Source organism: Kribbella sp. DT2 (assembly GCF_049844575.1).
GTDB lineage: Bacteria > Actinomycetota > Actinomycetes > Propionibacteriales > Kribbellaceae > Kribbella.
The window spans coordinates 1,133,360-1,148,355 of sequence record NZ_JBNCLH010000001.1 but is presented as its reverse complement, the minus strand read 5'-3'; the positions used below and the strand labels follow the sequence as shown (position 1 = coordinate 1,148,355).

The 14,996-nt window shown below is 69.6% G+C and carries 11 protein-coding genes; 2 read left to right on the top strand and 9 right to left on the bottom strand.

From position 1 onward, the window contains the following. Positions 1 to 21: 21 nt before the first annotated feature. Positions 22 to 2,274 (bottom strand): beta-L-arabinofuranosidase domain-containing protein, encoded by a 2,253-nt coding sequence (locus tag ACLQ2O_RS05455; RefSeq protein ID WP_425827818.1) that lies wholly within the window; start codon positions 2,272 to 2,274, stop codon positions 22 to 24. A gap of 212 nt (positions 2,275 to 2,486) precedes the next feature. On the opposite strand from ACLQ2O_RS05455, the gene ACLQ2O_RS05450 reads away from it, so the two are divergent. Continuing rightward, positions 2,487 to 3,056 (top strand): RNA polymerase sigma factor, encoded by a 570-nt coding sequence (locus ACLQ2O_RS05450; RefSeq protein WP_425827816.1) that lies wholly within the window; start codon positions 2,487 to 2,489, stop codon positions 3,054 to 3,056. Further along, the gene (locus ACLQ2O_RS05445) at positions 3,043 to 3,897 is read left to right on the top strand and encodes a hypothetical protein (RefSeq protein ID WP_425827814.1); all 855 of its coding nucleotides are present in this window, start codon (positions 3,043 to 3,045) and stop codon (positions 3,895 to 3,897) included. Before ACLQ2O_RS05450 ends, ACLQ2O_RS05445 begins: the two co-directional genes overlap by 14 nt. Before the next feature lie 32 nt (positions 3,898 to 3,929). On the opposite strand, the gene ACLQ2O_RS05440 is transcribed toward ACLQ2O_RS05445, so the two are convergent. The 8 genes from ACLQ2O_RS05440 to purS all read right to left on the bottom strand — a co-directional run bounded on the left by ACLQ2O_RS05440 (position 3,930) and on the right by purS (position 14,949). After that, positions 3,930 to 4,439 (bottom strand): DUF1707 SHOCT-like domain-containing protein, encoded by a 510-nt coding sequence (locus tag ACLQ2O_RS05440; protein WP_425827812.1) that lies wholly within the window; start codon positions 4,437 to 4,439, stop codon positions 3,930 to 3,932. Then, entirely contained in the window at positions 4,432 to 6,285 is a 1,854-nt protein-coding gene (locus ACLQ2O_RS05435; protein ID WP_425827810.1) for a hypothetical protein, read from the bottom strand. Before ACLQ2O_RS05435 ends, ACLQ2O_RS05440 begins: the two co-directional genes overlap by 8 nt. Beyond that, positions 6,182 to 8,512: a hypothetical protein gene (locus ACLQ2O_RS05430; protein WP_425827808.1), complete on the bottom strand. Its 2,331-nt coding sequence runs from the start codon at positions 8,510 to 8,512 to the stop codon at positions 6,182 to 6,184. Before ACLQ2O_RS05430 ends, ACLQ2O_RS05435 begins: the two co-directional genes overlap by 104 nt. A 174-nt stretch (positions 8,513 to 8,686) precedes the next feature. After that, positions 8,687 to 9,364: a tyrosine-protein phosphatase gene (locus ACLQ2O_RS05425; protein ID WP_425827806.1), complete on the bottom strand. Its 678-nt coding sequence runs from the start codon at positions 9,362 to 9,364 to the stop codon at positions 8,687 to 8,689. 53 nt (positions 9,365 to 9,417) lie between these two features. Further along, positions 9,418 to 11,679, bottom strand: a complete 2,262-nt coding sequence (gene purL / locus ACLQ2O_RS05420; RefSeq protein WP_425827804.1) for a phosphoribosylformylglycinamidine synthase subunit PurL — start codon at positions 11,677 to 11,679, stop codon at positions 9,418 to 9,420. Between the two features lie 2 nt (positions 11,680 to 11,681). Then, positions 11,682 to 13,763 (bottom strand): hypothetical protein, encoded by a 2,082-nt coding sequence (locus tag ACLQ2O_RS05415; RefSeq protein WP_425827802.1) that lies wholly within the window; start codon positions 13,761 to 13,763, stop codon positions 11,682 to 11,684. A 269-nt stretch (positions 13,764 to 14,032) separates the two neighbouring features. Continuing rightward, positions 14,033 to 14,701: a phosphoribosylformylglycinamidine synthase subunit PurQ gene (purQ, locus tag ACLQ2O_RS05410; protein ID WP_425827800.1), complete on the bottom strand. Its 669-nt coding sequence runs from the start codon at positions 14,699 to 14,701 to the stop codon at positions 14,033 to 14,035. Beyond that, positions 14,698 to 14,949 (bottom strand): phosphoribosylformylglycinamidine synthase subunit PurS, encoded by a 252-nt coding sequence (purS, locus tag ACLQ2O_RS05405; RefSeq protein ID WP_425827798.1) that lies wholly within the window; start codon positions 14,947 to 14,949, stop codon positions 14,698 to 14,700. Before purS ends, purQ begins: the two co-directional genes overlap by 4 nt. Between the last annotated feature and the right edge of the window lie 47 nt (positions 14,950 to 14,996).

Genomic DNA, 14,996 nt, shown 5'->3' with positions numbered 1-14,996 from the left:
CGGCATCCCATCCCCCAGGGCTCAGCTGAATGCTAGCGACAGGATGCCTGCTGAGAAGGTCGGCTGGAGGGTTGCCTCGACGCGGACGACCTGGGCGTGGACCGGCGGGAACGTCGCGGTGTTGAGGCGGTCGGGGACTACCTCGTACGTCGTCTCGATCGGGCGCCAGGCGTCACCGTCGAGCCAGAGGACTCGCCAGGACGCCGGGACCCGGCACTCGCCGGAGCCGGTGTCGTCGTACCAGTAGACGGAGGCCGTCGACAGGTCGCGCGGTGTGCGCAGGTCGTACTGGATCCACTCGATGGTTCCGCGCCGGTCCCACCAGGTGAAGCGGGGGTCGGACGACGACGGAGGGCGCCGCTTGTCGGGAGCCTCGAGCGAGTCGCCGTCGTTGACGTGCGACGCGGTGATCCGGGTCCGGTAGACCCATTCCTTGCCGTCAGCATCGACCTGCGGGAACGACGTGACCCGCAGCCGCGCCGCCCCCATCGGGATCAGCGCGATCTGCTCGACCGGCTCGGCCGTCCGCGCCGGGCTCGGCTGCAGCAGGCCGACGACGTCCTCGGTGTCGGTCTCCCACTGCGGGATCCGCTGTCCCGTCGTCGTGAGCGCGACCGGTACGCCGTCCTGCGTGAACGGGTCCTGACCGGCCTCACGCCGTACGACCTCGAACGTCGGATCGACCGGCAGCCCGTAGTTCCACGGCGACTCGGGGTAGACCGCGAGCTCGGGCCACTCGTCGGTGCCGCCGATCCGCTCGTAGCGTTCGGCGATCGCGAGCGAGTAGGTCAGCGGGCCACGGTCGACCGAGACGGAGTTCTGGTTGTCCGTCCAGACCCGCGTGCTGATCCGCATCGGCAGCGTCAGCGTGACCTGGTCGCCGTCCTGCCAGATCCGGTCGAGCCTGACCCAGTTGCCCTCGGCCCGTTGACCGTTGACCTCGGCCCCTTCCGCCCATCCCGGAATCCTTACGTACAAGGGAAACTGGACCGCCGAAGTAGTCTGCACGGTCAGCGTCACGGTCTCGTCGAAGGGATAATCGGTGTCCTGGACAACGGTCACCACCGTCCCGTCCCCGACCTTCGCGGTGACCTTGCTCGCGGCAAACATCGACGCGGCCAGCCCGTTGTCCGTCGTGGCCAGCCAGAGCTCCTGCGCGTAGTACGGCCAGGCCATCCCGTAGTTGTGCGGGCAGCACCGGTACTGGCGTACGCCGTACTTGAAGGCCTGCATCGCGAACGGGTTCTCGAACTGCCCGTGCTTGGCCCGGTCGTCGAGCTGCACACTGTTCGCGCAGGTGATGTAGTGCATGACCTGCTGCAACGGATCGTACGACGCCGGCAGCGCGTTGAACGCGAGCTCCTCGCACCGGTCGGTCCAGACGGTGTCCCCGGTGAAACGGGTGAGCATCTCGAAGCTGTGCATCAGCTCGGCGATCCCACACGTCTCGAACCCCTGCCGCGGGTCGCCGAAGCCCGGTCGCGAGTTCTCGTCGCCGGCGAACCCACCACCGGGGAACTGCCCGTAGAGCTCCATGATCATCGCGTAGTTCCGGTACGTCGCCGCGGCGTACTTCGGATCCGTTGCCAGCAGCCCGTACTGGAGTGGTTCGCGGAACCCCTGCGCGAGGTTGACGTTGTGCCAGTTCGGGATACCGCTGACGTAGTCGGCCGAGCCGGCGTGCATCTTGTGGACCAGGTCGAGCAGCCACTCGTCGCCGGTCCGGTTGTAGAGCCAGTACGCGCTGTCGATGTTGTCGCCCCAGCGGAACGCACCCCAGGACCGGTTGAACACCTCGGGCGGCTGCGTGTTCTGGAACGCCAGGTACCTGCTCATGAACGGGACCACCCGCTCGTCCCCGGTGAACTCGAACCACGACCGGAGCGCGCCCAGCAGCGGCATCCCCGGCCAGAAGTCCGGGCCGCCCTCGAGCGAGGTCCGTAGCCGCTCCGGGCCGAACCACCCGTCGGCCGCCTGGGTCCCGAGGATCCCGTTGATCCACCGCTCGGTCCGGGTCAGGACGCCGGTGTCGCCGGTGACGTACCCGAGGTCGCCGAAGCCGCGCAGCCAGTACGGCAGCTCCTCCCAGGCTCCCTGGGCCGGGTCCACCCAGCCGTTGGTCTCGTACACCAGGAAGTCGGAGATCTCGTCGTACCGGCCGCAGAGGCCCTTGACCTGGAGGTCGAGCTGCTGCGCGAGCCAGCCGCTGGGCTGGATCGCGCCCGGCGGGAGCTTCTGGAACGGCACCGGCCGCAGCGGCGCCCGGTTCGGCACGTAGTGGCCGCCGCGCGTGGCAGGGGGGAAGGTCGGGCACGAGCTCACCTTTCGCCGGGCTGACAACGTGAGACATCTCAGTCCTACCCCAAGTGCTCATCAACTCACACCTTTCGGGGACCGCCGGCACTTTCCCGAGGTGAAATAGCCCGAAAGGTGCCGGACATGTACGGGGTATGACGCAGACACCGATCAGGCCCCACCCCGGGCCAGTGAGCGAGGCGGCAGTGCACGACCCGCCGGGGCCCAGCCACCGCCGGGAGCGGTTCGAGGAGGTGTTCGACACCCATCGGGAGGCGGTGCTCGGCTACCTGCTCCGCCGGACCGGCTCCAGCCACGACGCCGCCGACCTGCTCGCCGACACGTTCGTGGTGGCCTGGCGCCGCCTCGACGAGGTGCCCGCCGGGGACCAGACCAAGCCCTGGCTGTACGGCGTCGCACGGCGCGTACTGGCCAACCACCGGCGGGGCGAGGGCCGGCGCAACGCGCTGGCCGACCGGCTCCGCGACGAGCTGGTCGAGACGACGACACCCAGCCCGGAGCCCCTCGACAGCGACTCGGCCACGGCACAGGCTTTCCGGGCCCTGCCCGAGGCCGACCGTGAGCTGCTCACGCTGGTCGCCTGGGAGGACCTGGACACGGCTCAGATCGCGACCGTGCTCCGCTGCTCCCGCAACGCGGTCCGGATCCGCCTGCACCGGGCCCGCAAACGCTTCGCCAAACTGCTCACCACCCGCCCACCGGTCACGGTGAGAGGAGAGGTTTCCCATGAAGACATCTGACGTCGACGCGGCCGTCCGCGCCCTCAAGCCCAACACCACCACCTCGGTCGAGGACGGCACCTGGTCCCGTCTCGCCGACGACGTTGCCACCGGGCCGGTCGAGGCGCCGGTCGCCACGAAGACTCCGGTACGCCGTACCAACTGGTCGGCCGGCGCGACCCGGCCGCGCCTCGCCCTCGCCGGTGCCTTCAGCCTGCTGATCGCCGGCATCGTCGCGGCGACCGTCGTACAGAGTCCTGGTCAGGACCAGCCGCAGGCGCTGTCGTTCACCGACAGCGGCAGCAACTCGGTCATCGTCCGGGTCGTCGACCCGAACGCCGACCCGAAGCGCCTGAACGCGGAGTTCAAGGCGATGGGTCTGAAGGTGAAGGTCAAGGCCGTGCCGATCAGCGCGAACGGCATCGGCAAGTTCGCCGGCTACAAGGTGCCTGTCAACGGGTCCGAGCGGCTCCGGCTGCTCGCCCCTGGTGAGAAGTGCTCCGGCACGCTGGACGCCTCCGACCCCGGGTGCCAGGAGGGCGTCGAGGTCCCGAAGGACCTGGACGGCTGGGCCGAGATCGAGTTCGGCCGCGCCGCGAAGAAGGGTGAGATGTACCACCACCTGAGCAGCAAGATCGACGATCCCGGCGAGGTGCTGGCCGGGGTGAAGTTCCGCGGCCTGACGATCGCCCAGGTCAAGCCGATCCTCGCCGCCCGCGACCTCACCATCGAGAGCTACCACGCCGCCGGCAGCCGCCCCGAGACCGGTCCGATCGACACCCCGCCGGACACCTGGTTCGTGCACGACGCCACGTCGTACGTCGCCGGTCAGGTCCAGCTGGAAGTCGCCAAGACCAAGTAACCCCCGCTCCCGCCGTCGCTGACCCCCTCCGGTCAGCGGCGGCGGGCTTGGCGTTTCGGCGCCGACGCCCACCGCCAGGTCACCAGCACCCAAGCGATCGCCGGCAACCCGAAGATCGCCGCCGCGATCTCCTTCCCGAACACGAGAAACACCAGCCCGGTCAGGAAGAACGGCAGCGCCAACCACACCGCCCCCACGAACGCCGCCCACCGCCACCGCCCCGGCTGCTTCGCCTGCGGCACGTAAAGCGACGGCACCGGCAACCCGGCAAACGCCACCTGCAGATCCCGATGAGTCACCGCTTCCTGCACCAGCTCCACCCGCCGATGCAGCTCGTCCTCATCAAGCCGCCCCACCGCGAACTGCTCAGCCAACTCGTCGAACCCGACCCGCCGCTCCTCATCGGTCAACCGCACCGAAGCCACCCGCCGCCGAGCCGCCGCCACCCGGGCCTCCTGCCCCGCGGCCGCCGCCATCCCGGCCCACTCCCCCAGCTGCCCCCGCCGAACCTCAGGCCGCCGCTCCCACTCCTTGTCAGCCATTCCCCATTCCCCCCTCGCGTCTTCCGAGTGTGCCAGACCCGTGGTCAGGCGATTCCGCGACCGGAGGCGTTCTCTCCACGACGGCGTCGGCGAACCTGATCAGCGCCTCCGGGTCCAACTTGGCCATCACGGTCAGCGTCGGATCCCACGGACGTAGGTCCAGCGACCGAACCAGAAGCCTACGGGCCTGCTCGGGCGGGACGGCGTCGGCGATGACGGCCAACCCGTTCTCGGATCCGAGATATGCGGTGTTGACGAACGTAGCCGCCCGTTCCGTCCACCTGTCCGCCCGCGCATCACCAAACTCGTAGGCGGCGGCTGCAAGCGCCGACCATGCGCTCACGCCCAAGGCAGGCTTTCGGACCAGCAGGCGATCCCTATCGGCACCAAACCACTCCAGAGCCGCCTGACCGTAGTCCAGATCACCAGCTGCAGCAGCAACTTCGATGACCGCCAGCAGTCCGGCTCCAACCCCGGATCCATCTGCATCGACCTGCCGCACCATGGCATCGGCCAGCCGGTAGTCGCCTGTTCGAGCGACTTGCTCTGCTGTCCTGTCCCTCAGTGCCGGTACCTTTCGGGTTTCGACGGAGCGGCCGATGACGGCGTCAGCACGCTCTCGATGCCCGGCCAGTGCGAGCGCCGCCGCAACCCGAACGATTCCTGACTCGCGCAGATGCTCCAGCTTGATCTCGTCGGTCAAACTGTCGGCTCGGTCGATCTGGTTCACCGCGATGAACAGTGGCTGGAGCTCGGCGAGTTGCCGATCCCGTGTCACTGACGCAGGTTGCGTGATGGCGAGATCCTCGGCCTCGGCGAGCACGGGGATCGCATCTGCTGCCAGACCGGCGGCGATCAGCGCCTCGGCCCTGGCCGTTCCCAGTTCGACGCGCTGGCACCAAGCCTCGACATGGTCCGCGATCATGGCCGCGCCCCGATGGTCGCCCGCGCGGGCGGCAGTCGTTCCGAGTTGGACCAGCAGGCCGTTCCTCCGGTCTGAATCGCTGACAGCCGTCAGCGGGCCCATGACCATCGCCCAGTTTCCGGCCGCGCCGACAGCCGCCAACGCCACCAGCCTTGGATCCTCGAGATAGACGTCGGGCAGGACGAGGATCGGCCGGCACTCCTCCCAGATCCTGCTGCCGACCTGGTCGATCTCGCCGTTCCGAACCTGGGCGACCAACGGCTCCAGCTCGGCTGCGATCCGGGACCACTGCTGGGCGCGCAGCGTGAGGTAGTCATCCACATCTTCGGCACGATCGAGGGAGGACTCGAGGAGTCGATCGCCGATCCGGGCGTTCACCCGAGCAGCCCTTTCGCGTTCGCCGATCTTCAGTAGCGATCGCGCGAGAGCGCTGAGGGCGTACATGGTCTGCTTGTCTGCCGGGTCGCGGAGGATCCGTTCCTCCAGTTCCTCCACCAGTGTCATCGCACGCTCGTTCAGCCCCACCATGGCGGCGCAGGCCGCGAACGCCGCGAGCGCGCCGCGGATCTCGTGCAAGATCGTGGGCCGCCCGGCCGGCGCTCCGTCCGAGATGCCCTCAGAGAGACTGCGGACGAGGGGTAGAGCGGCGTCGATCGCGAAGTTGACGAGTTCGACCAAGCGGTCCTCGGCGGCGGCGGAGGCGACCATCTGCCAGCCCGCGAGCCGCGATTCCGGGTCTTCGATCCGCGGTACCCAAAGGCTCGCTTCCGTTACTCTCGCCACGCAAAGGTCTCTGACCGCCCAGAACGGGAAGTACTTAAGACGGCTGGAGTCCTGGATTCCGGCTGTCACCACCTCGGCGCGATCCTCGAGTCCCTCGACGACCAGGCCGAGCGCAACCCTCGCCATGACGCCGTCCACTGTTGCGTTCTGAGCCTCCTCGGACAGGTGAAGGTGGCGGTCGAGCAAGGCACGGGCTCGGTCCTCCTGCCCCAGGTAACCCAGCACCACAGCGACGTCCTCGACAACGGATCGTCGCTCGACAGGATCCGACAGGGTCTCTGCGGACTGCTCGGCGCGTTCTGCAAGCCTGTCGGTCCGCGCGGGATCCCTCAGCTTGAAACTCAGCAGCGCGGCACAGGCGACCGCTCGCGCCCTGCCGTACGGTTCTCGCAGTGCCCCGATCCCGCGCTCCACTTGATCGAGGATCGAGCCTGTGCGGACGTCGGTGGCTCCCGGAACTGAACGGGCGAAGAACTCGCACTCGTCCCGCCACCGATTCGGAGGGTGGACAGCTGATTCCAGCGAGCACCTCCGTCTCGAGCTCGACGATGCGTTGGGGGCGCTGCTGTTGAACTGCCAGGACGAGCAACTGCGTCAGCGCTCGTACCCTCCGTGCGGAGTCTGCCGGTAGTCGCCGGACAGCTCTGTCGGCCCCGGCTTCCCGCCCTGTCCTGGCGAGGGCCATCGCCAGTACCGAGAGCGAGCTCTGGGTCACGGCTGACTCCCGCGCAGTCAGAACCATCTCGATCTGGTCGTCGATCATCAACTGTCGGCCTTCTGCCTCCGCGGCGGTGAGCAGGGCGGCAAGTGCACAGGCTCGTTCATCGAGAGAGGAAGCTTCTAGCGCGGCAGCCTCCAGCCGGTCGATCTCACCTCGTTCCGCCGCGAGCTCGAACAAGATCGGCATCGCCAGACCTCTGGACAGCGGTTCCATGCTCCGAGCCAGCATGAAAGCTCGGTCGAGGTCGCCGAGCAAAGCCAGGGCCGCAGGAAGATCGACCGGTACCAGTGCAGCGTGTTGCTGCAGTTCATCGCAGTGAAACGCGAGAAGAGCCAGCACCGCGAGATCCGGTTCAGGTTCTGCAACCACCACGGCCCGGACGGCGGCGGTCTCCAGGAAGGCCGCATCGTCAGCGCCGGTGATGTTCAGCATTCGGTCGTGGCGGGCTTTGTCGACGGCCAGCGGCAGTGCGCGAGCGACGTCACCGGCGTCGAGCAGCATGCCCAGGTAGCCGCGGAGGAGGTACTCGGGGGTGTCGCCCGGCCAGCCCCTCGACTGGTAGGTGTCGGCCCACGCGGACAGCCTGGCGCAACTTTCGCCGACAGCGGAGCCGAGGCTCCGGAGGGTCGCGACGCGCAGTTCTTCGTGAGCCAGGCCGTAGCTGTGCGGGCCGGCTCGGCCCCAGACAGGGGGGAAGCTCAAGAACGTGCGGCCTGTGCTGACGGAGAGGACTTCCTCGACCTCGTAGAGGTGACGGGCCGTCAGGGCGGCCAGGTCCTGAGCAGTTAGTCCTCCGCCCGCGGCGGTGACGAGCAGCAGGAGCTCGCGGGGAAAGTCCTGCTGGAGAAGGCTCCTGAGCTCGAGAGTGGCTGCCTGTTGGCTGGCCTTCGCGTGCGCTGAAGGCCCGAGGGTCCGTTGCACCTGCGGATCACGCAGGGGATGGTCAGCGGGAACGTCAACAGGCAGGGGTGGGTTGGGGCGGCCTGCGGCGATGACCTTCAGGCCTCGGAGCGGTCGGTCGGGGAGCATGGCAGCGATGCTGTAGAGCTCCTGCGTCGGGGTCACCACGCGGTCTTCGTCGAGGCCGTCGACGACAAGGACCAGGTGGCGACCCCGGGCAGCGGCAGATTCAGCGGCGTCGGCGAGCATCCTGCGGAGCTGAGCGGCACGGGTGACGGCGGTGATCATGGGCGAGGCCGGGACCTCGCCTACCAGCCCAGCAAACTGCTCGAGAACACAGTCGATGAAGGCGTCGCGGTTGTAGTGCGGGTTGACGCGGCTGTTGACGAAGAACGCGACGACGTCGACGTCCATCGGCGGGTGCAGGACGAACCACGCCATCAGCGCCGACTTGCCCGACCAGGCGTCGGCAACCCAGCGCCAGTAGAAGGAATCGTCGTCGGCGCAGAAGGCTGCCATGGCGGCGAGCTCGGGCTCGCGGTCCAGGAGCTCGACGGGGGCGATCTGTTTCACGTACTCGAGGTACGCGGAGCGGAACGGGGACTCCGGTGATGCGGCGATCGGCGGCGGGTCCGCGGACTGGGTGACGGCGGGCTGGTTGGAGCGGGAGAAGGTCGAGGCCAGCAGGGCGGCCAGGGCGACGACCAGGCTCAGGGCGCTGCCCAGTTTGTCGGCGGCGTCCAAGCCGACGGCGTACAAGTAGGCCGCGAGGCCGGCGATCAGGAGGGCGGCGACGGAACGGCCGAACCAGCGCCAGACCCGACGTCGACGGGACAATGTGCCTCCATGCCCTCAGCAGCTTGTCCCGGAAGACTAGCCGAGGCTGGGGACAGAGGGTGGCCTTCTCGACTCGCTGCGTCAGGTCAGCAGGCGGGCCCGGAGGCGGTCGAGTTGGTCGAAGGTGAGGCCGCTGGAGGTGAGGTAGCCGGGGACGTCGACCGAGGCCAGGAAGCCGATCAGGTCGGCGCAGGCCTGGGCGCAGTGCTGGTCGAGGGTCTGGCCCGCGGGAGGGCGGTCATCGGCGGATTCGGCGTACGTGAGGAGGGCCAGTTCGTAGTCGTCGAGGATGTCGGCGACCGGCGTACCGGCGACGGTCAGCAGCATGGCGGTGATCATGCCGGTGCGGTCGCAGCCGGCGCGGCAGTGGATGAGGATGCCGCCGGGTGGGGCGTCGGCGATGCGGGCGAAGACAGTGGTGATCTGGCCGGGCCAGCGGTGAAGGGCGGCGGCGTAGTACGCGGGGGTGTTGAGGCGCTCGCCCCACTCGGCCATGAAAGGCTCGTCGGTCTGGTCCTCGACGGGCTGGTGGTGGGTGGTGATGCCGTCGATGGCCTGTACGGCGAGACGTTCGTCGGCGTTCCGGAGATCGATGATCGTGGTGATCCCGGCAGCGAGCAGGGCGTCGCGGCCCTGGTCGGTCAGGGCGTCGGGATGGGCCGAGCGGTAGACGCGGCCGTACTGGATCGTGCCGCCGGCGGCTGGGAGGCCGCCCAGGTCCCGGGCGTTGAGAGCGCCGTCCCACTCGAGTTCACGCATGCGGCGGAGGCTACCGGTGGGGGCCGGACCGCTGCCGGTCCGGCCCCGGTCGGTCAGCCCAGTGCGGCCGGGAGCGTCGCGGTCCAGGCGGCGTGCAGGTCGGTCAGGGCGATCTCGAACTGGTCCTGGACGTCCAGGGTGTCGCCGGTAATGACGCCGATCTTGGTGTGCGGGAAGCGGCGGGCGGTGCACATGTCGGTGAAGCGGACTTCCTCCGTCCGAGGGACGGCGACGACCACGCGGCCGGAGGACTCGGCGAAGAGGAACAGGAACGGGTCGAGGCCGTCCGGTGCCCAGACCCGGGCGCCGACGCCGCCGCGGAGGGCGGACTCGACGAGAGTCTGGGCGACGCCACCGTCGCTGACGTCGTGCGCGGCGTCGATCAGGCCGTCGCGCGACGCGTTGATCAGGATGTCGGCGAGCTGCTGCTCGACGGCCAGGTCGACGGCCGGGGGGCGGCCGCCGAGGTGGCCGTGGACGACGTTCGCCCACTCGGAGCCGGACAGCTCCTCCTCGGTCTCGCCGAGCAGGTAGAGCTGGTGGCCCTCCATCTCGGCGGTGAAGCCGATCGGCGTACGGCGCGTGACGTCGTCGATGACACCGAGTACGCCGACCACCGGCGTCGGCAGGATCGGGGTCTCGCCGGTCTGGTTGTAGAACGACACGTTGCCGCCGGTGACCGGGATGCCCAGCTCGATGCAGCCGTCGACGAGGCCGCGGATGGCTTCGGAGAACTGCCACATCACGCCCGGGTCCTCCGGCGAGCCGAAGTTCAAGCAGTCGGTCACGGCGGCCGGGCGGGCGCCGGTGGTGGCGACGTTGCGGTACGACTCGGCCAGGGCCAGCTTCGCGCCCGTGTACGGGTCGAGCTTGGCGAAGCGGCCGTTGCAGTCGGTGGAGACCGCGACACCCAGCCCGCTGGTCTCGTCGACGCGGATCATGCCGCTGTCCTCGGGCTGCGCGAGCACCGAGTTGCCGAGCACGTACCGGTCGTACTGGTCGGTGACCCAGGACTTGTCACACAGGTTGGGCGAGGCAACCAACTGGAGCAGCGTGTCCCGCAGCTCCTCACCAGTGGTTGCTCGCGGCAACTTCTCGGCGCCGTCGGCCTGCAGGTCGTCCTGCCAGTCGGGGCGGGCGAAGGGCCGCTCGTAGACCGGTCCGTCGTGTGCGACGGTGCGCGGCGGTACGTCGACCACGCGCTCGCCGTGCCAGTCGATCTGCAGCAGGCCGGTGTCGGTGACCTCACCGATCACGTCGGCCTGGACGTCCCACTTCTCGCAGATCTTCAGGAACTGCTCGACGTTCGCCGGCGTGACGACCGCCATCATCCGCTCCTGCGACTCGCTCATCAGAATCTCTTCCGGAGCGAGCGAGGCGTCGCGCAGCGGCACCTTGTCGAGCGAGACGTGCATGCCACCGTCGCCCGCGCTGGCCAGCTCCGACGTCGCGCACGACAGACCCGCGCCGCCGAGGTCCTGGATGCCCTCGACGATCCGGGCCGCGAACAGCTCGAGCGTGCACTCGATCAGCAGCTTCTCCATGAACGGGTCGCCGACCTGGACCGCGGGGCGCTTGGTCGGACCGCCGTCGGCGAAGGTCTCCGACGCGAGCACCGAGACGCCGCCGATGCCGTCGCCGCCGGTCTTGGCGCCGTACAGGATGATCTGGTTGCCGACGCCGGTCGCGTTGGCCAGGTGCAGGTCCTCGTGCCTCATCACGCCGACGCAGAGCGCGTTGACCAGCGGGTTGCCCAGGTACGTCGAGTCGAAGACGACCTCGCCGCCGATGTTCGGCAGGCCGAGGCTGTTGCCGTAGCCGCCGACGCCGGAGACGATGCCGGGCAGCACGCGCTTGGTGTCCGGCGCGTCCAGCGGGCCGAAGCGCAGCGGGTCCATCACCGCGACCGGACGGGCGCCCATCGCGAGGATGTCGCGGACGATGCCGCCGACGCCGGTCGCCGCGCCCTGGTAGGGCTCGACGTACGACGGGTGGTTGTGCGACTCGACCTTGAAGGTGACCGCGTAGCCCTCGCCGATGTCGATCACGCCGGCGTTCTCGCCGATGCCCGCGAGCATCTTGCCCGCCGGGGTCTCCTGCGGGATGTCGCCGAACTTCTTCAGGTGCACCTTCGACGACTTGTACGAGCAGTGCTCGCTCCACATCACCGAGTACATCGCCAGCTCGCAGCTGGTCGGCCGCCGGTCGAGGATGTCCCGGATCCGCTGGTACTCGTCCGGCTTGAGGCCGAGCTCCGCCCACGGCTGCTCGACGTCCGGCGTACTGCTCGCGTTGCTGACGGTGTCGGTGGACACGATTAGTGCTCCTGAACTAGGTGGGACTCGGGAGAAACGGTAGCTGGCTTCGGCGTGGCGACCAGGTGGGCCACCAGCAGCGGGGCAGCGAAGCCGGTCATGATCGCGGGCAGGGCGACGCCCGCGTCGTTCAGCAGCATGCCGACCAGACCACAGGTCGACAGCGCGAGCAAGGTGGGCCGGACCATCGTCCTGCTGGTGTAGAAGTCCCGGTACGGCGTGGAGGGCACCCGGTCGGGCAGGACGGTCGCGAGCATCGCGAGGATCACCGCGACCAGCATCGCCCAGCCGGCCGGGCCGGAGAAGAACGCGACGGCCATCTCCAGCTTGCGGATCAGGACATCGGCGACGTCGCCGTCGAGCAGCCGGGCCACGAACGCCCCGAAGTGGCTGCGCTCGTCCGGCGGTCGCAGGTAGTCCAGGTAGGCGACCGCGGACACAGCCAGTACGCCGGCCACGCCGATGCCGATCAGAGCGCGCAGCGAGATTCCGCCACGCCAGGTCAGCCAAGCCATCAGCAGGACAGCCGGGGTCAGCGCGACGATGCCGCCGAAGTCCGTGCCCCAGCCGGGCCGGCCGTCGACGACGATCGCGGCGCCGCCGATCACCAGCACGGCGAGCGCGGCCTGGACGCGGCTGCGGTCGACCAGCTTCTGCGCGACCACCCCCGCGACCACGAGCGCGGCGACTGCCAGCGTCGCGAACGTCGAGTTGCCGAAGCCGTAGAACCGCCCGCCGATCACCGGACCGTCGGTGAACATGCTGCCGAACTGCAGCGGCGTCCCCAGCACGCCGTCCACGAGCAGGATCAGGTACGCCGCCAGCGCGATCCCGACGTACGCGTACCTGCCGAGCAGGGCCTTCGTGACCACGGCGAACCCGGCGCTGATCGCGAGCACCACGGCGTACAGGGAAAGGCCGGGGGACGGCCAGCGCCACCAGAAGGTCGCGGTCGACAGGAAGACGGCGATGAAGAAGCCGCCCTGGGTCAGCAGCATGAACGTGAACGCGCTGCGGGAGCGCTTGCTGCGGGTGAACCAGAACCAGGCCAGGGCGATCAGTTCGGCGACGAGGATCGTCATCGAGACCGCGACGAGCATCGGGCGGGGCTGGTCGAAGCGCTCGTTGGTGTCCATCCGCTCGTCGATCACCGCGGCGGCGTCGGTGTGGACGTCGCCGTCGACGCGGATCTCGTTGCCGTCGAGCGGGCCGGGCTCGGCCTCGCCGGCCGGGTCGATCGGCTTGGCCTCACCGCGCAGGATCGTCGCGGTCAGATCGGTCAGCTGGATCAGGCCGGCGCGGCGGGTCGAGTCGCTGGTCAGCCAGCGCGCGCCGTCGTCCGGTGGCAGCTGCAGCACCGGGAGCGTCTCCTGGTGCGCCCACTGGATCTCCTGGCTGATGCCGGCCAGGATCACCCAGCCGCCGGCCGCGCGGGCCTGGGTGACGAGCGCGGCGACCTCCGCCCGGAACTCCTTGCGGCCTTCGCGGATCGGCATCGCTCCGGCGTCGACGATCGCGTCACCGCAGGTGGAGAGCTTGGCGGCGTCGAAGGTGGGCTGCCAATGGGAGACGCTGCCGTCGGTCTTCGCCAGTGCGACCGCGGCGCCCGGGCCGAAGCCACAGACGTTCGCGCGGCTCTCGGCGAGACGGCCCAAGGGGGCGCCGGTGTGGTGCTCGGCCTGGCGGTCGACGTACGTCTGCCAGTCCTGAACCTTGCCGCCGGCAACAGCCGGCAGCTCGCCACACGGCTGGTCGGAAACGCTGCCCCACGCACGCGTCCCGGCACCGAGCGTGAGCCACCCGTCCACGGGACAGGTGTGCGGGCCAGCGGTCTTCACGGTGATCGACCCGACGTTCGACTGGTTCACCAGAGCACTCAGCTCCGGCGAGCTCTGCACGTCGAACCAGGTCAGCCCGGGTACGCCGATGACGACGACCTTCGCCGAGAGCGCTTCCCGCGCCTGCGGCGCGGGAAGCGCGGAGGGGGGAAGAGCGGCAGCGCCCGGAGCGCCATCGCCTCCGGCGGGCGCGGCTGGCGTCGGGGCCGTGGGGACGGCGGCCGTGGGCCCGTCTATCCCAGGCACGTTCACCCCGGGCGCATTCGCCCCGGCGGGCGCTGGCGGCGCGGCCGTGGGGACGGCGGCCGTGGGCCCGTTTACCCCAGGCACGTGTACCCCGGGCGCATTCGCCCCAGGCACGTTCACCCCGGGCGCATTCGCCCCGGCGGGCGCCGGCGCGGCGGGCGCCGGCGCGGCGGGCGCGGGCACGGCGACCGCTGGGACGGCGGCTGCGGCGACGGTGGCGATCGGGATGAGGGTGCGGGCCAGCAGCCGACGCATCCCCGGAAGGTTCATCAGGAAGCGACGACGGCTTTCAGGACCGAGGTGAAGAAGCCCAGGCCGTCGGTGCTCGGGCCGGTCAGGGTCTCGACGCAGTGCTCGGGGTGCGGCATCAGGCCGACCACGTTGCCGCGCTCGTTGGTGATGCCGGCGATGTCGCGGTACGAGCCGTTCGGGTTGCCCAGGTAGCGGGCGACGACGCGGCCTTCGCCCTCGAGCCGGTCCAGCGTGGGCTCGTCGGCGACGAAGGAGCCGTCCTGGTTCTTCAGCACGATGGTGATCTCGTGGTTCGCGTCGTAGTCGCTGGTCCACGCGGTGCGGTTGTTCTCGATCCGCAGCCCCTGGTCCTTGCAGACGAACTTGCGGTGGTGGTTCTTGATCAGCGCGCCCGGCAGCAGGTGCGACTCGCAGAGCACCTGGAAGCCGTTGCAGATGCCGAGCACCGGCATCCCCTCGCCGGCCTTCTTGATGATCGTGCCCATCACCGGCGCGAACCGGGAGATCGCACCGGCGCGCAGGTAGTCGCCGTACGAGAAGCCGCCCGGCAGGACGACCGCGTCGACCCCGTGCAGGTCGGCGTCGCCGTGCCACAGCGCGACCGCCTCGGCGCCGGCCACCGCGGCCGCGCGGCGGGCGTCGACGTCGTCCAGCGAGCCCGGGAAGGTGACGACCCCGATCTTCACCGGTCGGCCTCGACGTGCAGCGTGTAGTCCTCGATCACCGGGTTGGCCAGCAGCGTGTCCGCGGCCTTACGGATCTCGGCGACCTGCTCCTCGGTCGCCTCACCGTCCAGGGTGATCTCGAAGCGCTTGCCCTGGCGGACGTCGGCCACGCCGTCGAAGCCGAGCCGGCCGAACGCACCGTGCACCGCCTTGCCCTGCGGGTCGAGGATCTCGGGCTTGAGCATGACATCGACGACAACGCGAGCCACTGACTACTCCTGGTTTCGATCCGGGGTGACAGGCGAATCCTACCGAC